22 protein-coding genes are annotated in these 23,516 nt (G+C 54.7%); 16 read left to right on the forward strand and 6 right to left on the reverse strand.

The genetic code is table 11. The features are described 5' to 3' along the window. Positions 1 to 32 precede the first annotated feature (32 nt). Genes AC07ED_RS06750 through AC07ED_RS06760 form a run of 3 tightly spaced genes read left to right on the forward strand, consistent with a single transcriptional unit; the run spans position 33 to position 2,083 of the window. Positions 33 to 911, forward strand: a complete 879-nt coding sequence (locus tag AC07ED_RS06750; protein ID WP_105235093.1) for a YicC/YloC family endoribonuclease — start codon at positions 33 to 35, stop codon at positions 909 to 911. Positions 912 to 923: 12 nt separating this feature from the next. Continuing rightward, a complete protein-coding gene (gene gmk, locus AC07ED_RS06755; RefSeq protein WP_167668783.1) occupies positions 924 to 1,559 on the forward strand; it encodes a guanylate kinase in 636 nt (211 codons plus the stop codon). Next, complete coding sequence (locus tag AC07ED_RS06760) at positions 1,556 to 2,083, forward strand: gamma carbonic anhydrase family protein (RefSeq protein ID WP_105235095.1); 528 nt, start codon at positions 1,556 to 1,558, stop codon at positions 2,081 to 2,083. The genes gmk and AC07ED_RS06760 overlap by 4 nt, the downstream gene beginning before the upstream one ends. Here the strand turns inward: AC07ED_RS06760 and AC07ED_RS06765 are convergent. Then, on the reverse strand, positions 2,070 to 2,450 hold the full coding sequence (locus AC07ED_RS06765; RefSeq protein ID WP_105235096.1) for a hypothetical protein: 381 nt from the start codon (positions 2,448 to 2,450) through the stop codon (positions 2,070 to 2,072). The genes AC07ED_RS06760 and AC07ED_RS06765 overlap by 14 nt on opposite strands. Before the next feature lie 150 nt (positions 2,451 to 2,600). Here AC07ED_RS06765 and AC07ED_RS06770 point away from each other — a divergent pair, with 150 nt between their 5' ends. The 9 genes from AC07ED_RS06770 to AC07ED_RS06810 all read left to right on the forward strand — a co-directional run bounded on the left by AC07ED_RS06770 (position 2,601) and on the right by AC07ED_RS06810 (position 12,131). Then, positions 2,601 to 3,647 (forward strand): ATP-binding protein, encoded by a 1,047-nt coding sequence (locus AC07ED_RS06770; RefSeq protein WP_105235097.1) that lies wholly within the window; start codon positions 2,601 to 2,603, stop codon positions 3,645 to 3,647. Positions 3,648 to 3,784: 137 nt separating this feature from the next. Beyond that, complete coding sequence (locus AC07ED_RS06775; RefSeq protein ID WP_105235098.1) at positions 3,785 to 4,822, forward strand: substrate-binding domain-containing protein; 1,038 nt, start codon at positions 3,785 to 3,787, stop codon at positions 4,820 to 4,822. Positions 4,823 to 4,912: 90 nt separating this feature from the next. Next, positions 4,913 to 6,385, forward strand: a complete 1,473-nt coding sequence (gene pstC, locus AC07ED_RS06780; protein ID WP_105235099.1) for a phosphate ABC transporter permease subunit PstC — start codon at positions 4,913 to 4,915, stop codon at positions 6,383 to 6,385. Next, on the forward strand, positions 6,382 to 7,710 hold the full coding sequence (gene pstA, locus AC07ED_RS06785; RefSeq protein ID WP_105235100.1) for a phosphate ABC transporter permease PstA: 1,329 nt from the start codon (positions 6,382 to 6,384) through the stop codon (positions 7,708 to 7,710). Before pstC ends, pstA begins: the two co-directional genes overlap by 4 nt. Before the next feature lie 50 nt (positions 7,711 to 7,760). After that, positions 7,761 to 8,522, forward strand: a complete 762-nt coding sequence (gene pstB, locus AC07ED_RS06790; protein ID WP_435404538.1) for a phosphate ABC transporter ATP-binding protein PstB — start codon at positions 7,761 to 7,763, stop codon at positions 8,520 to 8,522. Positions 8,523 to 8,534: 12 nt separating this feature from the next. After that, a complete protein-coding gene (gene phoU, locus AC07ED_RS06795; protein WP_067544985.1) occupies positions 8,535 to 9,245 on the forward strand; it encodes a phosphate signaling complex protein PhoU in 711 nt (236 codons plus the stop codon). Beyond that, positions 9,245 to 9,931 (forward strand): phosphate regulon transcriptional regulator PhoB, encoded by a 687-nt coding sequence (phoB, locus tag AC07ED_RS06800; RefSeq protein ID WP_067544982.1) that lies wholly within the window; start codon positions 9,245 to 9,247, stop codon positions 9,929 to 9,931. The genes phoU and phoB overlap by 1 nt, the downstream gene beginning before the upstream one ends. A gap of 68 nt (positions 9,932 to 9,999) precedes the next feature. Continuing rightward, entirely contained in the window at positions 10,000 to 11,187 is a 1,188-nt protein-coding gene (doeA, locus tag AC07ED_RS06805; RefSeq protein WP_105235101.1) for an ectoine hydrolase DoeA, read from the forward strand. 26 nt (positions 11,188 to 11,213) lie between these two features. Continuing rightward, positions 11,214 to 12,131: a LysR family transcriptional regulator gene (locus AC07ED_RS06810; protein WP_105235102.1), complete on the forward strand. Its 918-nt coding sequence runs from the start codon at positions 11,214 to 11,216 to the stop codon at positions 12,129 to 12,131. Here the strand turns inward: AC07ED_RS06810 and AC07ED_RS06815 are convergent. Further along, the gene (locus AC07ED_RS06815) at positions 12,128 to 14,641 is read right to left on the reverse strand and encodes a CoA transferase (protein WP_105235103.1); all 2,514 of its coding nucleotides are present in this window, start codon (positions 14,639 to 14,641) and stop codon (positions 12,128 to 12,130) included. The two genes, AC07ED_RS06810 and AC07ED_RS06815, sit on opposite strands and share 4 nt — an antisense overlap. 24 nt (positions 14,642 to 14,665) lie before the next feature. After that, positions 14,666 to 16,330, reverse strand: coding sequence for a GMC family oxidoreductase (locus AC07ED_RS06820; RefSeq protein WP_105235104.1), 1,665 nt, complete (start codon positions 16,328 to 16,330; stop codon positions 14,666 to 14,668). Between the two features lie 318 nt (positions 16,331 to 16,648). Between AC07ED_RS06820 and AC07ED_RS06825 the strand changes: the two genes are divergently transcribed. Continuing rightward, entirely contained in the window at positions 16,649 to 17,401 is a 753-nt protein-coding gene (locus tag AC07ED_RS06825) for a LuxR family transcriptional regulator (RefSeq protein WP_105235105.1), read from the forward strand. A gap of 383 nt (positions 17,402 to 17,784) precedes the next feature. Here AC07ED_RS06825 and tsf read toward each other — a convergent pair whose 3' ends face one another. The 3 genes from tsf to AC07ED_RS06840 all read right to left on the reverse strand — a co-directional run bounded on the left by tsf (position 17,785) and on the right by AC07ED_RS06840 (position 20,831). After that, positions 17,785 to 18,657, reverse strand: a complete 873-nt coding sequence (gene tsf, locus AC07ED_RS06830) for a translation elongation factor Ts (protein ID WP_105235106.1) — start codon at positions 18,655 to 18,657, stop codon at positions 17,785 to 17,787. Between the two features lie 78 nt (positions 18,658 to 18,735). Beyond that, positions 18,736 to 19,518 carry a 30S ribosomal protein S2 gene (gene rpsB, locus AC07ED_RS06835; protein WP_067544959.1) on the reverse strand — a complete coding sequence of 261 codons (783 nt, stop codon included), beginning with the start codon at positions 19,516 to 19,518 and terminating at the stop codon, positions 18,736 to 18,738. 161 nt (positions 19,519 to 19,679) lie between these two features. Then, the gene (locus tag AC07ED_RS06840; protein ID WP_105235107.1) at positions 19,680 to 20,831 is read right to left on the reverse strand and encodes a HupE/UreJ family protein; all 1,152 of its coding nucleotides are present in this window, start codon (positions 20,829 to 20,831) and stop codon (positions 19,680 to 19,682) included. Between AC07ED_RS06840 and AC07ED_RS06845 the strand changes: the two genes are divergently transcribed. From AC07ED_RS06845 to AC07ED_RS06855, 3 genes are read left to right on the forward strand one after another with little or no spacing between them, the layout of a single operon-like run. Further along, positions 20,830 to 21,624 carry a DUF4198 domain-containing protein gene (locus tag AC07ED_RS06845; RefSeq protein ID WP_105235108.1) on the forward strand — a complete coding sequence of 265 codons (795 nt, stop codon included), beginning with the start codon at positions 20,830 to 20,832 and terminating at the stop codon, positions 21,622 to 21,624. The genes AC07ED_RS06840 and AC07ED_RS06845 overlap by 2 nt on opposite strands. 36 nt (positions 21,625 to 21,660) lie before the next feature. Beyond that, on the forward strand, positions 21,661 to 22,554 hold the full coding sequence (locus tag AC07ED_RS06850; RefSeq protein WP_105235109.1) for a PfkB family carbohydrate kinase: 894 nt from the start codon (positions 21,661 to 21,663) through the stop codon (positions 22,552 to 22,554). Beyond that, positions 22,551 to 23,468 (forward strand): pseudouridine-5'-phosphate glycosidase, encoded by a 918-nt coding sequence (locus AC07ED_RS06855; RefSeq protein WP_105235110.1) that lies wholly within the window; start codon positions 22,551 to 22,553, stop codon positions 23,466 to 23,468. Before AC07ED_RS06850 ends, AC07ED_RS06855 begins: the two co-directional genes overlap by 4 nt. Positions 23,469 to 23,516 lie beyond the last annotated feature (48 nt).

Below are 23,516 nucleotides of genomic sequence, written 5' to 3' on the forward strand. Positions count from 1 at the left end.
CAACAAAAGGAGAGGCCATCGTGATCAGATCAATGACCGCATTCGCCAGCCGAACGGGCGCACATGGCGCAACCCAATGGAGTTGGGACATTCGCAGCGTGAACGCGCGGGGACTCGACCTTCGCCTACGCCTCCCAGACGGCATTGAAGGGCTGGAACAATCGGTGCGCACGTCTCTGACCAAACGGTTTTCGCGGGGGAACATCACCTTGAACCTGCGGCTTACGCGGGACGAGACCGATAAAAAACTGGATGTTGACACCGCAGCATTGGACCGCGCTTTAGAGGCACTTGGCCGCATCGAGGCACGTGCAGTAGCAATGGGGCTGCAGGTAAACACCCCGACCTCGGCCGAAATCCTCAATATCAAAGGCGTTTTTGTTCCTACGAACCTGTCCGAGGATGACGACGACCTTCTGAAACACTTGATCGATGACTTTGCCCCCTTGCTCGACGATTTCGCCGCGATGCGGGCAACCGAAGGGCGCGCGCTCCATGAGATTGTGACGGACCACCTGAACAAGATCGAAGAACTCATTGAAAAGGCAACGATTACCGCCCAGGAACGCAAGACCGATGTGCGCACTGCGCTTACCTCGGCGATGAAACGTGTGCTCGACGATATTGCAGAGGTCGATGATCAACGGCTGGCCCAAGAGCTCGCTGTTCTTGCGGTAAAACAAGACGTGACTGAGGAATTGGATCGTCTTCGCGCACATGTCGATGCGGCCCGTGGATTGATCAGCGATCCGGCCCCTGCGGGACGCAAGCTCGACTTCCTCGCGCAGGAATTTAACCGTGAAGCCAATACCCTGTGTTCGAAATCTCAGGCTGTTGGGCTAACGGCCGTTGGGCTAGAGTTAAAAGCCTTCATCGAACAGATGCGCGAACAAATTCAGAATGTGGAGTAATTGATGTCTGCCATCCAACGCCGTGGTCTATTGATCATCTTGTCCTCGCCGTCAGGGGCAGGGAAATCCACATTGGCGAAACGTTTGATGGCGTGGGACCCGACACTTTCGTTCTCGGTTTCCGCCACCACGCGCAATCCGCGCCCCGGTGAAACCGACGGTGTCGAATATTACTTTAAATCCAAGCCCGAATTTGAAGCGATGGTCGACGCAGGCGACATGCTCGAACATGCGGAGGTTTTCGGGAACTACTACGGCACACCGAAAGGTCCTGTTGAAACCGCTATGATGGCTGGTCGTGACACGATTTTCGACATCGATTGGCAAGGCGGTCAACAAATCAGACGCTCTGCCTTGGCCAATGACGTTGTGTCGATCTTCATTCTGCCTCCGTCGATCGCTGATCTGGAATCGCGCCTACGTGGACGTGCACAAGACAGCGATGAGGTGATCGCGAACCGCATGGCCCAAAGCCGCGATGAAATCAGCCATTGGGCCGAATATGACTATGTGATCGTGAACCGCGACGTGGATGCAGCCGAAGCCGAACTAAAAACGATCCTCATGGCGGAACGGTCACGTGCTAATCGTCAACCGGGCCTCAATGAATTTGTCCGCGGATTGAACAAGGAGTTTGAAGCCAGATGATTTACGAACTCGACGGAATCGCCCCGATTATTGATGAAAGCGCTTGGGTTGCCGACGATGTGAACTTGATCGGCAAGGTGACGCTGGCCGCAAAATCTTCGGTCTGGTTTGGTTCAACGTTGCGCGGTGACAACGAAATGCTCACACTCGGCGAGGGGAGCAATATCCAAGAAAACAGCGTGCTGCATACCGATATGGGGTATCCGCTCACCATCGGTAAAAACTGCACTATCGGTCACAAGGTTATGCTTCACGGCTGCACCATTGGCGACAACACATTGATCGGGATGGGCGCGATGGTGATGAATGGCGCTGTCGTCGGGAAAAACTGCCTTATTGGGGCAGGGGCGTTGATCACCGAGGGCAAAGTGATCCCCGATGGCTCGCTCGTTATGGGCGCACCGGGTAAAATCATCCGAACCTTGACCGACGACGCGATCGAAGGGCTGACCAGATCCGCGTTGAGCTATCAGAAAAACGCAGAGCGTTATCGTAAGGGACTCAAAGCAATCAATGCAGAGTGATTTTGGGCGCTAAGAAGTTCAGAACGTCAAAATCCAAACCCGGTGCAACTTGTGCGACTTCGCGACGGATCATGTCAGGGTTGGGCAAGTTCCCCGTGAGCGCACGGTAGCGCCCCGTAAACCCAAGTTGGTGAAGTTGCTTTGCGATATCAATCGCATCAAACCCTCGACCAAAGAGGGACGACACAACGGTGTCGGGTTCAATACGCGCCATAAGCACACGGTCTAAGTCGGAAAAATCAACGTAGTGATAATCGGCAACCTCTGCCGCAATACCTGGATCAGCCCACTCGGATTTCTGTCCAATCACAAGCATCACAGATCGCTGCGCAGTGCTGCGCAGGCGCGTTGCTTTTAGGGTTCCCATCCCCGATTTCCCCACTCTTAGTCGTTCGTCACGCAGTAAGATACACCGACTGCGTATACAATTATACGGAGTATTTCTCATGTCGCAATCACCGTTAAGGGGGAGTTGAAAAGACTTGCGGGGAAACAAACGAACGCTACGAATAGCGGCATGACGCCAGATATCCCAACCCCCGCCCAGATCGTCCAAGCCCTGCCACTGGTGGCTTTGATCATTGGACCAGACGAACGGATCACCGTTGCCAATGGGCATGCACGATCCCTGTTGGGTCAGGAAATCGTGGGGCGCCACTGCATTACGGGGTTACGGCAACCCAATATCCTCGACGCGATTGAGACGGTGTTTCGCACGAAGACGAAACAAGAATCACGCTACCTCGGGCGCGACAGCGGGCGGGATACGACGTTTAGGGTGAACATTGCTCCGATTGAAACGGGTAAGGGGACCTCTGTCCTGATCACCTTCGAAGACCTCACCGATATTGAAGATGCGGGAAAAATGCGGCGCGATTTTGTGGCGAACGTCAGTCATGAACTCAAAACGCCACTCACTGCGCTGATGGGGTTTATCGAAACGCTGCGTGGGCCAGCGCGGAATGATCCCAAGGCGCAAGATCGGTTTCTGTCCATCATGGAACAAGAAGCCACACGGATGTCACAGCTTGTTTCGGACCTATTGTCGCTGAGTAAGGTTGAGGAGAATGAACGCATTCGCCCCGTTCAACCCGTTAACCTTGATGCGATCCTCAATTCGACGATCCTTGCGCTTGCGCCTGTCGCGGAAAAGGCTGCGGTCGCAGTCACTACACATTTCCCGCCAACGGTTCCGCTCATTCCAGGTGATGAAAATCAATTACGTCAGGTATTTCGCAATCTCATCGAAAACGCGATCAAATATGGCGCACGTGGCGGCAAAATCGACGTCATCATTGATGAGGCCCAAGAAAGTGCACTTTTGCGCGGCCAAGGCATCACGGTGCGCGTTCGGGATTATGGCGAAGGGATCGCAGCGCATCACATTGCTCGCCTGACTGAACGATTCTACCGCGTTGATAGCCATCGTAGCCGCGAAGTTGGCGGCACAGGCCTTGGGCTTGCGATTGTAAAACATATCATCAGCCGACATCGCGGGCGCCTTCGGATCAATTCCGTAGTAAATGAGGGTACTGAGTTCGCAGTTATTTTGCCTGTTGAGTGAAGTTTTCTGCAAAAATCTTAGGCTGTCATAAAACTCTTACAAAAGTGTCACAAAAGGTTGTCACGCCGCCCTTAGGTGGAGCGCATAGGTCACGCGGCTCGCGTGTGACCCATGTCTGACAGACAGGAGTTTATTTAATGTCGTTCATGAAACTGACCGCCTCGACCCTGGCGATCGCCGCCGTATCCGCAACTGCTGCAGTAGCACGTGACAACGTCCAGATCGCTGGTTCGTCGACCGTTCTGCCTTACGCCTCGATCGTTGCAGAAGCATTCGGCGAAAACACCGATTTCCCGACCCCCGTTGTAGAATCGGGCGGTTCGTCTGCTGGCCTCAAAGCTTTCTGTGAAGGCGTAGGCGAGAACACCATCGACATCGCAAACGCTTCGCGCGCTATCAAATCGTCGGAAGTTGAAACCTGCGCTGCAAACGGCGTAACCGACATCATCCAAGTTCGCATCGGCTATGACGGCATCGTGTTCGCATCTGACATCAACGGTAACTCCTTCGAGTTCACACCGTCTGACTGGTACCTTGCTCTGGCTGCTGAACTGCCAGTTGACGGTGCAATGGTTGCAAACCCGAACACCAACTGGGCTGAAGTAAACGAAAAATTCGCTGACCAGCCGATCCAAGCCTTCATCCCGGGCACCAAGCACGGCACCCGCGAAGTATTCGACGAGAAAGTAATCCTTCAGGGTTGTGAAGACACTGGCGCGATGGCTGCAATTCTCGAGATCAACGGTGGTGACGAAGACGCTGCTGAAGAAGCATGTATGACCATCCGTGGCGACGGTCTGTCTGTAGACATCGACGGCGACTACACTGAGACCCTCGCACGTATCGCTGCAGACACCAACGGCATCGGTGTGTTCGGTCTGGCGTTCTACGAAAACAACACTGACAAACTTCAGGTTGCGACCATGAACGGCGTTGTTCCTTCGACTGCATCGATCGCTGCAGCAGAATACCCTGTATCGCGTCCGCTGTACTTCTACATCAAAGCAGCTCACATCGGCGCTATCCCGGGCCTGAAAGAATACGCTCAGTTCTTCGTATCTGACGAACTCGCTGGTCCTGACGGCCCGCTCGCAGCTTACGGTCTGGTTTCGGATCCGGAACTAGCAGCAACCCAAGCAATGGTTGCTAACGAAGAGACCATGGGCTCGAACTAATCGGCCTGAAATAGGCGGGGGGACGGGTTTCGTCCCTCCGCTTTTTCGTGTCTAAAGGCACAAACAAGAATTTACGCATTTGGGGTCCCTATGCCGTTTCTCTGGATTTTAATTGCCCTCATCATCATCGCATCGGTTGCGTTTGTTTTGGGTCGGCAGCGTGCAGTACAGAGTGCAGGCGGCGACTCCCGCAAACTTCATTCTCTCCCCGGATTTTACGGCTGGAACACTGCAATTGGCGCAATGGTTCCGTCGATTGCAATCCTCGCCGTTTGGATGATCGCCCAGCCCATTATCGTTAACATGTCGATTGCCCCGATGATTACATCGGTAGAGGCTTCTGACAGCGCGACGCTTGGGCTCGTTTTGTCCAACGTGACCAATGTTTCCGAAGGTTTGGACGCCGCAATTGCCGCAGGCGCGATCACGGACAACGAAGTCGCAGCTTTGAATGCTGAGACGGACAACATCAAAGGTCTTCTGTCCCAAGTCGGCAAGGTCGTAGGTTCTGATATCACCCCTGAAATTCTCGACGCGGCACGTGCATCGCGTGACATGAACGCTACGGGGACCCTGTTCAAAACCATTGTGGTTCTAGCTTCGGCCATTGCTGGCGGCGCCTTTGCGCTAACGAAAATTCGACCCGACCTCTGGGCTCGCAATCAGGTCGAATCCTTTGTGCGCTACATTCTTATCACGGCCGCATCGATCGCTATCCTGACCACAATCGGCATCGTTCTCTCACTGATCTTCAACACGGTGAAGTTCTTTGGCATGTATTCAGCCACCGACTTCTTCTTTGGTCTAAACTGGCTCCCCCGTTTCCAGGGCGAAAGTGATCTCGGCATCCTGCCACTGATGTGGGGCACCGTCTACATCTCGATCATCGCGCTCCTAGTTGCTGTCCCAATTGGACTTTTCGCTGCGATCTACCTATCTGAATACGCGTCCAAAGGGGTTCGTGCCGTCGCAAAACCCGCGCTAGAGGTTCTGGCTGGTATCCCGACCATCGTTTACGGTTTGTTTGCTCTTTTGACCGTTGGTCCGCTGCTGAAGTCCGCCTTTGGTGACGGTGGCGTTCTGGGCGTTCAGTGGATGGGCAGCGCAGACGCTGCAATGACTGCTGGCCTTGTTATGGGCATCATGTTGATCCCATTTGTTTCGTCGCTTTCTGACGACATCATCAACGCTGTGCCTCAGGCGATGCGCGATGGCTCTTATGGTCTCGGCGCGACGAAGTCGGAAACGATAAAGCAAGTTGTCCTGCCTGCCGCTCTGCCTGGTATCGTAGGTGCGGTTCTTTTGGCGGCCTCGCGCGCCATCGGTGAAACGATGATTGTTGTTCTTGGGGCAGGGGCCGCGGCGCAATTGTCGTTGAACCCCTTCGACGCGATGACTACTGTGACGACCCGCATCGTTGCCCAGCTGACAGGTGACACCGACTTTGCGTCGGCCACTGCGCTGGTCGCCTTTGCTTTGGGGATGACGCTCTTTGTTGTCACCCTCGGGCTGAACATTCTCGCCCTCTACATTGTCCGTAAATATCGGGAGCAGTACGAATGACCGACGCGTCCGCAAATAACTCCGCATCGGGTAAATCATCGCTGCTCGTTCAGGATGCCCGCACGCGCAAACGCAATGCTGTCGAGGCACGGTTCAAGTGGTATGGCATCACGGCGATTGCCATCGGCTGCGCGTTCCTGATCCTTCTCGTGACCGCGATTGCATTCAACGGTAGCCGCGCATTCCGCCAGACGTTTGTGACCGTTCCTGTGACACTCGACGCCGCGGCTATTGAGGCTGCAGAAGCGTCGATGATGAAAACGTCGCAGTATCGCAAAATGATCGAAGCGGCGCTTTTGATCGAAGTGTCGGAGGCCACCATCGAGACCGACATGGACGCTGGCAAACTTGGCGACATGCTGTCGTCCTCGGCGCCTGCGCAAATGCGTGATTTCGTTTTGGCGAACCCTGACCGCATCGGCGATACGGTTTCCTTTGATTTCCTGACCTCCTCGCGCGTCGATGGCTATTTGAAAGGCCGCGTGACCCGCGAGTCTCTCGCGAACGATAAGAACCTCGATGCCGCTCACCTCGATCTGGTTGATCAGATGCGTGACATTGGCATGGTCGAAAAACGGTTCAATATCGATTTCATCATCGGCTCGGATGCGTCCGAGGAACGTCCAGAACAGGCGGGGATGGGCGTTTCTATCCTAGGCTCACTGTTCATGATGTTTGTGGTTCTTTTCCTTTCGCTCCCGATTGGTGTCGCAGCGTCGATCTACCTTGAAGAATTCGCACCAAAGAGCCGCTGGACCGACTTGATCGAGGTGAACATCTCGAACCTCGCTGCGGTTCCGTCGATCGTTTTCGGTATCTTGGGCGTCGCCGTATTCATCCAGATCGGCCACCTGCCTAAATCCGCACCTCTGGTCGGCGGTCTGGTGCTGACACTGATGACCCTGCCGACAATCATCATCTCGACCCGCGCAGCACTCAAAGCTGTTCCGCCCTCGATCCGCGAAGCCGCGCTTGGGGTAGGGGCCTCGAAAATGCAGTCAGTATTCCACCATGTTCTGCCTCTCGCTATGCCTGGCATTCTAACGGGCACAATCATCGGTTTGGCGCAAGCCTTGGGTGAAACTGCACCGCTTCTGCTGATCGGTATGGTTGGCTTTATCGCGACGAATTACCCGACAGGTCCAATTGACGGCTTCCTGTCCCCGAACTCCGCAATGCCTGCTCAAATCTACGAATGGGCCAAACGCGCTGATCCAGCCTATTACGAACGGGCTTGGGGAGGTATCATCATTCTGTTGGTGTTCCTTCTCGCCATGAACGTAATCGCGGTCATCCTGCGCCGCCGTTTTGAACGCCGGTGGTAAGAAGGTCTAAAACCATGAACGATATGCGACTAATAGATAGAGCGGTGGACATGAAGGACATCAAATTTTCGGCCCGCAACGTGCAGGTCTACTACGGAACCACGCATGCCATCAAAGACGTGAATGTTGATATCGCGGATAAAACCGTGACTGCATTCATTGGCCCGTCGGGTTGCGGTAAATCCACGTTCTTGCGTTCGCTGAACCGGATGAACGACACCATCGATATTTGCCGTGTCGAAGGCGACATCCTCTTGGACGGCGAAGACATCTACGACAAACGCGTGGACCCTGTGCAGCTGCGCGCAAAGGTCGGCATGGTGTTCCAAAAGCCGAACCCGTTCCCCAAGTCGATCTATGACAATATCGCCTATGGCCCCCGTATTCATGGCCTCGCTAAGAACAAGACCGACCTCGATGAGATCGTCGAAAGTTCGTTAAAGCGTGCGGCGCTGTGGAATGAGGTCAAGGATCGTCTTGATGCTCCGGGCACTGGGCTTTCTGGTGGTCAACAGCAGCGTCTGTGTATTGCACGTGCTGTAGCGACACAGCCTGAAGTCTTGTTAATGGACGAACCTTGTTCGGCACTCGACCCGATTGCGACAGCGCAGGTTGAGGAATTGATAGATGAACTGCGGTCCAACTTCTCGGTCGTGATCGTGACCCACTCGATGCAGCAGGCTGCACGTGTGAGCCAAAAGACCGCCTTCTTCCACCTCGGTAACCTCGTCGAATACGGCGAGACGGGTCAGATCTTTACCAATCCGGTTGATCCCCGCACCGAGAGCTACATTTCCGGCCGCATCGGCTAAGGAGCGCACATAATGAGTGATCAACACATCCTATCCGCCTACGACCGCGACCTCGAAGCCATTCAGGCTTTGGTTATGAAAATGGGTGGCCTAGTTGAGGCTGCTATTCTCGACGGCGCACAGTCGTTAGAAACCCGCGACGTGGAATTGGCGGCGAAAGTCCGCGCCAATGATAAGGCCATCGACGAGCTGGAACTTCGCATCAACGAAGAAGCGGCACGTTGTATTGCCCTTCGTGCACCCGTGTCCAAAGACCTGCGCACTGTTTTGACCACGCTCAAACTGGCAGGCAGCCTCGAGCGTATCGGCGACTACGCAAAGAACATGGCGAAACGCACCAATGTTCTGGTCGAGATGCGCGAAATCCCAGGCCCCGACGCGTCCCTACGTCGTATGGCCCGTGAAGTCGAAGGCATGCTGCGTGACGTTTTGGATGCCTACATTCAACGCGACGCGAAACTGGCTGAGCAGGTCCGTGAACACGACCACGACGTCGACCAGATGTATAACGCCATGTTCCGCGAATTTCTCACATTCATGATGGAAGACCCGCGTAACATCACAGCATGTATGCACCTGCATTTCATCGCGAAGAACATCGAACGCATGGGCGATCTGGTGACCAATATGGCTGAACAAGTCATCTATTTGGTGACCGGCGAACTGCCCGAAGATAGCCGCCCCAAAGCTGATAGTACCTCGTATATTTCCAAGGTTGATTAATGGCTCAGCAACCCCTTGTTCTCGTCGTCGAAGATGAACCCGCGCAACGTGAGGTTCTGAAATACAACCTCGAATCAGAAGGTTACACGGTGTCTTTCGCAGTAAATGGCGAAGAAGCGCTGCTGATGATCAGCGAAGAGCTTCCCGATGTGATCGTTCTGGACTGGATGCTTCCGAATGTCTCTGGTATCGAGGTATGTCGTCAGGTGAAAACACGCCCTGAGACACGTGAAATCCCTGTCATCATGCTCTCTGCGCGGTCAGAGGAAGGCGACAAGGTTCGCGGTCTGGAAACAGGTGCCGACGACTATGTGACCAAACCCTATTCAGTGACTGAACTTCTGGCTCGCGTTCGGTCGCAGCTCCGCCGCTCCCGTCCGACAATGGCGGGGCAGGTTATGGTATTTGAAGATATCCAACTCGACAGTGAAACCCATCGCGTCACCCGTGATGGTGAACAGTTGAAACTCGGCCCGACAGAGTTTCGTCTCTTGTCGACCTTCATTGAAAAGCCGGGCCGTGTTTGGTCGCGTGATCAACTTCTGGACCGTGTTTGGGGACGCGATATCTACGTCGATACTCGCACCGTTGACGTGCACGTTGGGCGACTAAGAAAAGCGCTTACCGCCCATGGTGGTAATGACCCAGTACGCACCGTTCGCGGTGCCGGATACGCCCTGGGCTAAGGCGTTTTTGGGCTTTTAAACGCTAATTAATCGCGTAGCGTAGGGAAACCACTTCGAAAGGTTTCCCTATGCCAAGTACGCGCACAAGCCCATCGTTTGCAGATTCAGAATACTGGGATCGTATTGAGAAAACCCGCGCGGCGATGGAAGCCGCTGGCGTTGATACGATCATCGTCTCCGACCCATCCAATATGGCTTGGCTCACGGGGTACGATGGCTGGTCGTTCTACGTTCATCAGGCCGTGATCCTCGGCATGGAGGGCGAACCCATTTGGTGGGGTCGCGGTATGGACGCTGCAGGCGCGTTGCGCACTGTTTTCATGCACGAAGACAACATCTTTGGCTATGAAGACAGCTACGTTCAGAACCCTGACAAACATCCGATGGAAGACCTATCGCGAGTAATTGAAGGTTATGGCTGGGACGCAGGTCGCGTCGGCGTCGAAATGGACAACTATTATTTCAGCGCTGCAGCCTATGGATCATTAATCAAAGGTCTGCCAAAGGCGACTTTCGTCGATACTACAGGCCTCGTGAACTGGCAACGTGCGATCAAGAGCCCGACGGAACTGACCTACATGCGCCGTGCCGCCGACATCGTTCAAGCCATGCACGCACGTATCGCCGAGGTCGCCGAACCCGGGATGCCAAAACACCATCTGGTTGCTGAGATTTATCACACTGCGATCAAGGGCGTCGGTGGCCACTGGGGTGACTATCCAGCAATCGTTCCCATGGCGCCGTCTGGCCTTGACGCCACCGCACCACACCTGACGTGGGATGACACACCGCTGCGGACAGGTGAAACGACGTTCTTTGAAATTGCTGGCGTTCACCGCCGCTATCACTGCCCGCAATCCCGTACGCTGTTCTTTGGCACCATGCCGCAAAAGTTCATCGATGCAGAACATGCAGTGACTGAAGCCACTGCAGCTGCCCTCGAACAAGCGAAACCGGGCAACCGCTGCGAAGACGTTGCCAACGCCTTTAACCAGACGCTCAACAAGCTCGGTTTTGTCAAAGACAGTCGTTGCGGCTACGCCATCGGCCTTAGCTATCCGCCGGATTGGGGCGAACGCACGATGTCGTTCCGCGCGGGCGATAAAACGGTTCTACGTCCGGGGATGACGTTCCACTTTATGCCTGCGCTTTGGCTGGACGACGGCGGTATTGAAACGACCGAACCGATTGTTATCACCGAAACTGGTCACGAACTGCTTTGCAAAACCCCTAGCGGTATCGTTATCAAGTCGTAATCGGTGCAACACAGAGGAGGGCGGCGATGAGCGATGTTGAACGACTTGCCGTCCATGACCTGAAACTGCTACGCGCACTTGTCGTCGTGGCCCGTGAGGGGAACGTCACACGTGCCGCAGACATTCTGAACCTCTCCCAACCTGCGGTGAGTTTCCAGCTGCGCAAGCTGGGTCAATTGAGCGGCCTCGTGTTGTTCAAACGAACCGCGACGGGGCTAGAACTCACGAAAGACGGAGCCTTATTGGCGACGAAGGCCGAACAGGTTCTAGGTTCTGTCCAAGACTTCAACCGTCTTCTTCAAACGATGCGGACCCACCTACAGGGCACCTTGCGCGTGGGCACCATCATCGACCCTGAATTCACCCGTTTGGGCGCGTTTTTGCAGCAGATGTTGCAGGTTGGGCCAGGGGTTTCGACCTCACTTCGTCACGGGATTAGTGGTGAAGTTCTAGATTATCTGCGGAACGACACCTTGGATGTCGGATTTTACCTCGGTGACTTGGATCAGCCAGCGGACGCCGAACAGTTCCACGTGCGTCACCTATCTACGCTGACGTATTGTGTGGTGGCGCCACCTGCACTCTTAGGATCGGCCAAAGACTACGATTGGCGCGAACTGGCTGCGTTGCCGTGGATCGGGACACCACCCGCATCGGTTCATAACCGTTTGCTGACAAAGGTTTTTGACCGAATGGGTCTGCGCCAAAACCAAGTCGCACAGGTCGATCAGGAATCGTCCATGCTCGCTATGGTGCGCACGGGGGTCGGCCTGAGCCTCGCACGTGAATCCATTGCACTCCGTGAGGCCCAGTCCGGCAACGTCACCATCCTGACGGGCAAACGACTGGATACATCGCTGAGCTTTCTCTGCCTTGCGCAGCGCCGCGATGATCCAGTTGTTCAACTTGCCTTTGAAGCCATTGATGATGTTTGGCCAACTTAACTCGGCAGATATTCTTTGCTCCACGTTTCGCTGATCGATCCGTTTTGCAACATCACATCGATGTCGGCGTCGTTATAGCCAAGCTCAATCAAGACCGACCGCGTTGAGGCCCCGTATTTTTCGGCAGGGTCCATCATATTCACAGCGCTACGAGTAGGGCGAACGGCAAATGGATCGAGCTGTGTGACGGTATGGCCGCTCGGGTGGTCCTCATAGACCGAGAACGAATAGCTACCGCGATCAATGCCCGGAGTGCCATCAGGCGTCCGAACGTAGGCCGCGCGCAAGGCGTCGATGTTGTCACAGACCGCCGCGCCAATATCATTCGCCCGCAAGACCTCTAGCCACGCCGCTGAGGTATCATTCGCAAACACCCCGGCAAGGAACCCTTCGCGTTCCTCATGGGGCAGGGCCGATAGCCCCGCGAAAGCCTCGATCGCTTCTAGGCGTCCAATGTCTTTCTCGTAAGTTGAAAGCAGCAGATATTCGCCTGACGCGGTGTAGTAGAACCGCGACAAGGCATCGTAGCCGTTCACGTAACGCCCCGAGGGTTCATCAAACAAACCGCGTCCTGTGTAGTCATAGCAGAACGGCACCTGCAGAAGACCGCTGTTCGCAGAAAGCGATGTACGACCGCGACCCGTTTTGCCCGTCTTCAGTTTTTGATACAGGGCTGTCGCGACGCCCAATGCGCCGCCAAACCCACACATCACGTCAATCGTACCAACGTGCGCGTGTTCCTCTGGTTCGCTCATCAGCCCACCAAAGCGCAACATAATACCCGTCGTCGCCTGCACGAGGTCATCGTAGCCTACATAATCCGTCCGAGGGCCACGACGCACGCCGCTGAAACAATCAAGCTTGCAGAAGATCGCATCGGGGTTCAGCCGCGCGAGGTTATCCGCGTCCAATCCCATCGCTTTGATCTGGTTGTCTGGCGCGTTCCAAACGATCACATCGACGGACCGCACGAGGTTCTCAAATACCTTGCGACCATGTTCGGACGTGATGTCTGTCAGAACTGACTTCTTCCCGCGCATGTGCGACATGCCAAAGATCACCGTGTTCCACGCGTCATACATCGGCTTTGATGGATCAAGCTTGATCACCTCAGCGCCAAACCGTGCCAGATAGCTCACCGAATGTGGTCCCGCGATCACGTTGCAAAGGTCGAGAACTCGGACACCTTCGAGCCAGCCAGACCGATCGTTCGGATCGGTCACACGTGGCAGTTTGGTGCGTTGTTTCTTTAGCTGCGCAAGGGCACTGCTTACATCCACCCAACGACGTGGGATCGGATAGAGCGCGGCTTCACCGCTTTCCTCTAACCAGACGACAGGTCCAGGTTGGATCATCATTCCGTATTCAGGATCCTCAACGTCGATCATGAGACCCGACGTTTCCGCGTGGTCGTCGTTGATCCATTCTTGCAACCAGCGCTGTGGTGCACCAGGGAATTTGTTGCGACCAAAAATGCGTTCCCACTCTTTGGCAGTTCGCGTGATGAAAACCTCTTTCATCTTTGCAGCGATCTTGTCCGCCCAGAATTTCGGGAGCGGATAAACACCCAGCGACACGTCGGACGACCATTCGCTGGTGGGCTTGTAGGTATCGTCTTCTTCCTGAAGGCCCTCGGCAACAAGATCGTCATAGATACCGAGCGTCTGCAGACACCGTTTCGCGTGGGTTTTATGGCTCGGACAAACGACATAGAACATCCGACCGTCCTTGCAGAGGTAGCTGCGATAGAATGGGTCAAGGAGCTCCTGCAGCTCTTCATAGGTCACATTCATCGGCAGGCCCTCGGTCCGACGACGGGTGATCTCTTGTTCACGCTGGGTGATATAGCGTTCGGGCAAACCGTCGATCTTGATCGAGTTGTAGCACAGGCCTTCCATAACCGCGCTCGCCAACGGCACCTCAATCTGATCACCCAACCCCGTACGTTCCCGTGCCTGAAGCGCCAGAACCGCAGCAGAGGCCGCCATCATCGCACCGTAGGACGAGGCGAGGGGCAGGGGAGAGAACGACGGGTTCACGCCCATCAGAACACGGTTCAGCCCCATGTCCGTGAACACACCCGAACTCGCCGCTATGACGCTTTCGTAAGCACGCAACTCACGACGTTCTTCGTCTGCTGACGCAAAACCGGGGATCGAGACGGTGATCAGGTCAGGCTGTGACTGGCGCAATTCCGCGAAATCAATGCCGAGCTTAGCCAGTTTCCCCGGACGGAAATTTTCGACCACGATGTCGGCTTCTGCGATCAGCGCTTTGGCCAGTTCGACACCCTCGGCAGACTTCAGATCGATCGTTACGATCATCTTGTTGCGGTTCAGGGTCGCGTTTGCGGGGCTCTGCCACATCGGACCACCGGGCGGGTCGATATGCACCACCGTAGCCCCCAGATCGCCAAGGATCATCGCAACCGCGGGGCCCGCAATATATTGTCCAAAATCAATGACTTTGACTCCAGCGAGAGGGAGCGTGTCACGGGAAGGGATGGTCATTTCCGAAATCCTGAAAAGGGGGTGTTAATGTGCATCGGCGAGGATATATCCCGCCGCTTTTTCAGCAATCATCAGCGTTGGCGAATTCGTATTGCCCGACGTGATCTTTGGCATCACGCCCGCATCTGCAATGCGCAAGCCCTTGATACCTTTGACGCGCAAACGGCTATCAACAACCGCCATATCATCGTCCGCGCGTCCCATTTTGGTGGTGCCAACAGGATGGAAAATCGTGCTGGCGATGTCACCAGCGAGACGGGCCAATTCCTCGTCCGTTTGGAAATGAGGACCCGGTTTCCATTCGACGGGTTGGTATTTAGCCAAAGCAGGCTGCGCCACGATATTGCGGACCTGACGAATGCTCTCGGCGGCGACCAAACGGTCCTCTTCAGTTGAGAGGTAGTTGGGGGCAATCTTTGGCGCGTCAAACGGGTTAGCAGATCGAAGCGTAACGCTGCCTGTCGAGGTCGGGTTAAGGTTACAGACACTCGCCGTGAAGGCTGGAAAATCGTGCAACGGATCACCAAACGCATCGAGGCTCAGCGGCTGAACGTGATACTGCAAGTTGGCGTGGGTACGGGATGCATCGGATCGCGTGAACGCCCCAAGTTGAGACGGCGACATGCTCATTGGGCCAGTGCGTTTTAGCGCATATTCCAGCCCGAACATCGCCTTACCAATCAAACTATTCGCAAGCGTATTCAGCGTCTTAGCGCCTTCAATCTTGAACACGGTACGGATTTGCAGGTGATCTTGGAGGTTGCGACCGACACCTTGAACATTGGCAACAACAGGTATGCCATTCGCGGTTAGTTCTTCGGCGGGGCCGACACCTGACAACATCAGAATTTGCGGCGAACCGATTGCCCCTGCAGACAAAACGACTTCTTTATTAGCAGCGACAGTCACCTGAGCACCTTTGCGGTTCACAATCGCACCAGTGCATTTCAACTGACCATTTGCATCGGTCTCAAAGGTGATTTTCTCGACCTGAGCCTCAGTCCAGATGGTTAGATTTGGTCGCTTAGACGCTGGCCGCAGAAACGCCTTGGAACTATTCCAACGCCATCCAGAGCGTTGATTTACTTCGAAATATCCAACACCTTCATTGTCGCCGGTGTTAAAATCTTCGGTGCGGCGCACACCAAATTGTTCAGCAGCTTCAGCAAAACTATCAAGGATATCCCATCTCAATCGCTGTTTTTCGATACGCCATTCACCACCATGGCCGTGCAGATCGGAAAAACGACCATTGTCGCCGTCTGCAGGATCAGCGTCGTCGTCCAATTTGTAGTGGTTTTCATGAGCCTTAAATGCGGGCAGGGTGTTTTCCCACGACCAATCGTCATCACCCGTAAGGTCCGCCCAATTGTCGTAGTCCCGTGCTTGACCGCGCATGTAGATCATACCGTTGATCGACGAACATCCGCCGAGTGTCTTACCACGCGGATACCGCAACGACCGACCGTTCAAACCAGCTTCGGCTTCGGTATTGAACAGCCAATCGGTCCGAGGGTTACCGATGCAATACAGATAGCCAACAGGAATATGGATCCACGGGTAATTGTCTTTTTTACCAGCTTCGAGGAGTAGAACACGGTTCTTTGGGTTAGCAGAAAGACGGTTCGCAAGAAGACATCCAGCTGTCCCAGCGCCAACAACGACATAGTCAAAGGTCGTAGTGCTCATGAAATTCAGCGCCTCCCGTCGCGTAATTGATCGGGACGAAGGTAGCTAAACAGAGGATCAACTCCCAATGAAATCTTGCACGAGAGGATATCAAGTAATCTTATAAATATTTAGGATCAGATACTTGCGCCTTTGACTGAGCTGTAGGGCATGAAAAAGAGACAATGATTTTCGAAATCTAGAAGTGTCATTTGCGTCAGCATATATAATGCATAATCAGTATTATGTTCATATATGTGTCAGGAAGTAAGTCTTGGACAGGTCATCTTACAATGGTATCTATTTTAGCGACAAAGATCACATCAGAACGTCCATATAATGAACTTTATTCGTCTTCTCGAAGAAATCACGAACGCTCCGCGCGTTGACGTTCTTTGGAGCTTGATGACTGAAGCCATGGCGGGATACGGCTTTGATCGTTTGATTTTTGGGTACACGCGGTATCGGACCGAACATTCTTTGGGCGATCCACTCGACTGGGTTCTGCTGACCAATCAGTCGCCTGAATACATGCGGCACTTCATCGATGAAGGTTTGTATTTCAACGCTCCGATGGTTCGCTGGGCGCTGGAAAATGAAGGCGCCTGTAGCTGGTCTTGGCTCCAAGATCGGATCGCTGCAGGCGAACTGAGTGCCGCAGAAATCGCAGCGTTAGAGTTTAATCGATCGATGGATGTTGTCGCTGGTTACACGATCAGTTTCAGTTCGATTTCCGCTCGGACCAAAGGCGCCATTGCGCTGACTGGACGCAAAGGCCTAAGCCAAGCTGATGTGGATCGAATTTGGGCCGAACATGGCCGCGAAATCATTCTCATTAACAATGTAGCTTATCTCAAGTTAATGACCCTACCCTACTCCCATGCGCGACCTCTGACAAAACGTCAGCGTGAAGTTCTCGAGTGGGTCGGTGACGGAAAAACGACCCAAGATATCGCACAGATTATGGGCCTTACGGCGGCAACAGTTGAGAAACATTTGCGCCTTGCACGCGACAACCTAGACGTCGACACCACCGCACAAGCCGTTCTAAAGGCTGCATTTTTCAATCAAATGTTTGTGATAGACCCATAAAGCAACCTAGGCGCGTAAAGTATACGACTGATACTAAGTTAAAGGTCAGGATTACCGTACTTTTCGCCTCTAAACTTTTACGGTTACCTACAATTGTCCGTGAGTGGTGGCCTTGGGCCTGGGACAAAGCGATGCGGAACCCCTGTTAATTGTCAGGATAACCGTATCGTTCCGGTCTAACCGGTTGCTGGGGTGTTAAGGTTTGCCTTGATGGTCCAGCCCATAAAAAGCATGTGGGTGTCCATCCCATCCTGATATCTGCATGATTTTGCGGCGCGACGTTCTCCCGATGTCGCGCCGCTTTTTGTTTTAATCTTAGGCGCTAAAACGAAAAAGGCCCGCCAAAATTGGCAGGCCCCTTCCCTAAAACTGCGAAAGCAGAATTATTTGTTCATTGCAGCAACTTCAGCTGCGAAGTCGCTAACTTCTTTTTCGATGCCTTCGCCGACAGCCATGCGGATGAAGCCAGTAACTTCAACGCCAGCTTCTTTTGCAGCAGCTTCGACGGTCAGGTCAGGGTTCACAACGAACGCTTGGCCCAGCAGTGTCGATTCAGCAACAAATTTAGCCATACGGCCAACGATCATCTTCTCGATCACTGCATCCGGCTTGCCGGATTCACGTGCGATCTCGATCTGAACAGAGCGCTCTTTTTCAACGAGAGCCGGATCCATGTCCGCTTCACTGAGTGCAGCAGGCGACGCAGCAGCGATGTGCATTGCAACTTGCTTACCGAATGCTTCGTTCTCGCCCGAAAGAGCAACCAGAACGCCGATTTTGCCCATGCCGTCAGCAGCAGCGTTGTGCACGTAGGTCACAACCGAAGCGCCTTCGATTACAGCCATGCGGCGCAGGGTCAAGTTCTCACCAATTTTCGCGATTGCGTCAGTTACGGTCGACTCAACGGATTTACCATTGATTTCGGCTGCTTTGAGCGCATCAACGTCAGAAACGGTCAGAGCAGCACCCGCGATTGCGGTAACCATGCCTTGGAATTCTGCGTTTTTAGCAACGAAGTCGGTCTCAGAGTTAACTTCGATCGCAACGCCTTTGCCGCCAGCTACTGCAACAGCAACGAGGCCTTCAGCAGCAGTACGGTCAGCTTTTTTCGCGGCTTTCGCGAGGCCTTTGGTACGGAGCCAGTCTACAGCTGCTTCCATGTCGCCATCAGTTTCGGTCAACGCTTTTTTAGCGTCCATCATGCCTGCGCCGGTCGACTCGCGCAGTTCTTTCACCATAGCTGCGGTGATAGCCATTTCACATCTCCTGCAAATTTGGGTGTCCGGGCGCCGAGATAGCAAGCGCCCGGTAACGATATTGCGACAGTGCCGCGATTAGTTTGCAGCAGCCGCAGCTGCGGCAGCTTCGTCAGCCAGAACTTCTTCAGCCATTTCTTCAACGGCGCCGAGGTCAAAGCCAGCTTTAGCCATCTGAGCGGACATGCCGTCCAGAGCAGCGCGTGCAGCCAGATCGCAGTAGAGAGCGATAGCGCGTGCAGCGTCGTCGTTGCCCGGAACAACGTAGTCAACGCCATCTGGCGAAGAGTTGGTGTCAACGATGCCAACAACCGGAATACCCAGTTTGTTTGCTTCGAGGATAGCCAGGTCTTCTTTGTTTACGTCGATAACGACCATCAGGTCCGGAATGCCGCCCATTTCGCGGATACCGCCGAGCGACGCTTGCAGTTTTGCCTGCTCACGTTCAGCGTTCAGACGCTCTTTCTTGGTCAGGCCTTCGAAGCCGCGCTCAGCGGATTCGTCGATTGCCTTCAGACGGTTGATCGACTGCGAAACGGTCTGCCAGTTGGTCAGAGTGCCGCCGAGCCAACGGTGGTTCATGTAGTACTGAGCGCATTTCTCTGCAGCTTCAGCAACAGGCTTCTGAGCCTGACGCTTGGTGCCAACGAAGAGAACGCGGCCGCCTTTAGCAACGGTGTCACGGATGACGTTCAGAGCTTGGTCGAGCATCGGAACAGTCTGAGTCAGGTCGAAAATGTGGATGCCGTTGCGCGAACCGTAGATGTATTTCTGCATCTTCGGGTTCCAGCGCTGTTTCTGGTGGCCAAAGTGAACGCCAGCTTCAAGCAGCTGACGCATGGTGAACTCTGGAAGAGCCATGTCGTTATTCCTTACCGGTTTAGCCTCAGCGGGGGATCAGACAATCGTCCAACCGGAGGATGGTATGGGATTTCTCCCCATAGCACCCGCCCCCGCCTGCGGAGTTGAAGTGGTGCGCGTCTATACTACACCCACACAAGACGCAACCCGTTTTACAAATGTTATAGAATGGTGCGCTCAATCACCCACCAAATCCCCATCATCGCAATCGCAGCCGAGGCAGGAACTGCGATCACACGGCGATACCAAGGCTTATTCCCGAACCACAGACCGACCGCGAGGAAGGCTACGGCGATGACGAACAACTGGCCCAGTTCGACACCGATATTAAATCCGATGAGAGCCGCAACGAACCCATGCTGTGGCAGACCAAATTCCTCAAGCACAGACGCAAAGCCGAGGCCATGCAATAAACCGAACCCAAAGATCAAGAACGGTCGCCACGGCGTCAACTGACCGTTCATAAAGATGTTTTCAATCGCCACATACGCGATCGAAGCTGCGATCAGCGGTTCAACAATTGATCCGGGCACAGCAACATAACCCAACGACGCCAAAGCAAGCGTAATCGTATGTGCCGCTGTAAATGCGGACACCTGCCACAGAAGCGGCCTCATGCGGGTCGAGAGGAAAAACAGGCCGAGCACGAATAGGATGTGATCCAAGCCCATCGGCACGATGTGGGCAAAGCCTGTTGGAATGTAGCTGACAAAGGTTTGCCAAATCGGCAAAGCACCACCACCGCCAAGAGGGATCGGTCCAGAATTTTCGCCGCCAACGAGGTATCCCGTGTAGGGCTCGGCCACCCCAATCTGACGCAAAACAATCGTCCCGTAATTCGACGCCCATCCAAAAGTGGCCTCATTCGCCCCTACCCCAACATCGGCAAAAATCTTCACTGTCGATAGACGAGGAACGTCTGGATTTTCGACCTCAGGGGCAACTACAGCGGCCAACTCTAGAGGCACAGACGCCCCATCTACGGAAAGACCAATGCCTTCCGAAAACGCTGGCCACGCGGTTGTGAACTCGCTCTCTAGCTCCGCCCCCGACAAAGCATGCAGAGCATCATACCGTGCCGCCTCTGGCGCTTCGTTCGTATCAAGAACGGAACCGAGGTCGATCCCCGCCAGAACACCCTCTAGGTTCATCTCCAAAGTCAGTTCGATCCGCCCATCAACGTAGGCCAAGTCCGCAACAGCGGGTTGAACCTCATGCGCTTGGGCAGTCGGCGCTACGATCATCACCGAAACGAGAGTTGACAGAACACCAGCAAAGATCACCTTTGCTAGGCCTAAAAAGGATTTGATCATGCGTATTGCCTCACTCGCTCTGCTCTTGCTGGCAACTCCAGCGCTGTCCCACGAGCTTTGGCTCGAACCGCTCGCCTATCAGGTGAGTAGTCAGGGTAGAATTGAAGCGAATATTGTCAACGGACAAAACTTTGAAGGCCCCAATTTGGTTTACCTTCCCCAACGTTTCGAACGGTTTGACGTGATTAGCGTTGACCTCGATACCGAAGTGGCTGGCCGCGCTGGCGACCGCCCTGCCCTTGCCATGGATGCACCAACTGATGGGCTCCAAATTCTCGTGTATCAGTCTACGCCCACGCTGTTGAATTACGAAAACTGGGAAAAGTTCGCCCGCTTTGTCGAACACAAAGATCTGGGGATTGAACGGGCCGATCATGATGCTCGCGGTATCCCCGACACCAACTTCAAAGAAACCTACATACGGTTTTCCAAGTCACTCGTCGGCGTCGCAGATGCAGCGGGAACGGATAGACGTGTAGGGCTAGAGACCGAACTCGTCGCCCTCATGAACCCCTACACTGATGATCTGTCTAACGGCTTTGCCGCTCAGCTGTTCTACCACGACGATGTCCGCGCCAACGAGCAGGTTGAAGTTTTTGACAAAGCGCCAGATGGCACTGTGACGGTTGAGCGGCTCCGCACTAACGACCAAGGGATTGTAACCCTGCCCGTCACTGCTGGTCACGCTTATATGCTGGATGCCGTTGTGATCCGAGAACCGTCCGGCGATGATCAGACCGAAGCCGTTTACGAAACGCTCTGGGCCAACCTCACCTTTGCGGTTCCAGAATAGCTTGCAGCGGCAGCGTAGCCGCGTCATGACAGGCGTATGAAAACCAAAGCTGACATCTTATGCATCGGGTCGGTCCTCTGGGACGTGATCGGACGGTCCTCAGTGGTCATGCGCGTCGGATCAGACGTGCCGGGCCGCATCACTCGTGTTCCTGGCGGCGTTGCGATGAATATCGCGATGACGCTCACCCGTTTTGGGATGACACCCACCCTACTCACCGCCATTGGCCGCGATAACGAAGGCGAAGAACTGGTTGGCGAATGTCAGCGGATGGGCATCCTGACCGATCACGTCTATCGCTCCGAGGATTTGCCGACCGACACCTACATGGCTGTCGAAGGTGCGAACGGCCTGATCGCTGCGATTGCTGATGCGCATTCCTTGGAACAAGCAGGCGATAAAATTCTTCGACCGTTGTCGAACGGCGCACTTGGAACCGCGGAAGACCCATACGCTGGGCCTGTCGCCCTCGACGGCAACCTGACGGTAGACTTGCTGCGCGATATCGCGGTCTCGCCGCTTTTTGCTGCTGCCGACCTACGTGTTGCTCCGGCAAGCCCCGGCAAGGCCGATCGCCTCTTGGCGCTCCTCGGCCATCCATCAGCCACGCTTTACGTGAACCTTGAAGAGGCTGGCCTCTTATGCCGTCAAACCTTTGAAACCTCCGAAGACGGCGCCAGAGGTCTAATCGCACGCGGTGCGAAACGGGTTCTCGTAACTGATGGGGGAAAATCAGCATCCGAGGCCACTGGCGATAGCGTCCTTACACAGACCCCGCCTCAAGTGCTCGTGACCCGTGTGACGGGGGCTGGCGATACATTTATGGCCGCGCATATTGCTGCCGAACACGCTGGCGCAGACCGTGAAGAAGCGCTACATCGCGCCCTTTCCGCCGCCGCAACTTACGTTTCAGGAGAACTCCCCCGATGATCCCCATGTCCTTTTCCCCCGAAGTCTCTGAGGCCATGAAGCTCGGCACGCCGATTGTGGCGCTCGAGAGCACGATCATCAGCCACGGCATGCCCTATCCACAAAACGTCGAAACCGCACGACTGGTAGAGGCCGAGGTCCGCGCGAACGGCGCCGCGCCCGCTACAATTGCGGTGATCGACGGGGTTCTGTGCATCGGCCTTGATGACGCGCAGCTCGAGATGTTTGGCCAAGCGGACGGCGTCGCCAAACTCAGCCGCGCTGACATTGCAGCATGCCTCGCGTCTGGTGGCACGGGTGCGACGACAGTTGCCGCGACGATGATCGCTGCGCATCACGCAGGTATCAGCGTTTTCGCTACGGGCGGGATCGGTGGCGTGCACCGCGGTGCCGATCAGACCTTTGACATCTCGGCTGACTTGCCCGAACTGGCACAGACGCCTGTAACTGTCGTGGCTGCTGGTGCCAAAGCCATCCTCGACCTGCCGAAAACCTTTGAGGTCTTGGAAACCTATGGCGTCCCCGTGATCGCATATGGTCAAGACGAACTTCCAGCATTTTGGTCCCGTGCCTCAGGCATTCCTGCTCCGCTTCGTATGGACAGCGCCGAAGAGATTGCCCGCGCCCACCAAATGCGCGGCCTACTCGACCTGCCAGGTGGACAACTCGTCGCCAACCCAATCCCAGTTGAGGCTGAAATTGCTGCCTCCGAACTCGCACCAGTGATCGAGGCTGCGCTGAAGGAAGCCGAGGCTCAAGGCATCACCGCCAAAGAGGTCACGCCGTTCCTCCTTGATCGGATGTATCAAATGACCGAAGGCCGCAGCCTGACCGCTAACATCGCACTCGTGCTAAATAATGCGCGTTTGGCGGCCAAAATTGCAGCAGCTCTGCACGAACTGACACATAAGTGAGGTATTCGAGTGTTTGGGCGATTGCAGAGCATTCGCCCAGACCCTACT

This window comes from Aestuarium zhoushanense (assembly GCF_056431045.1).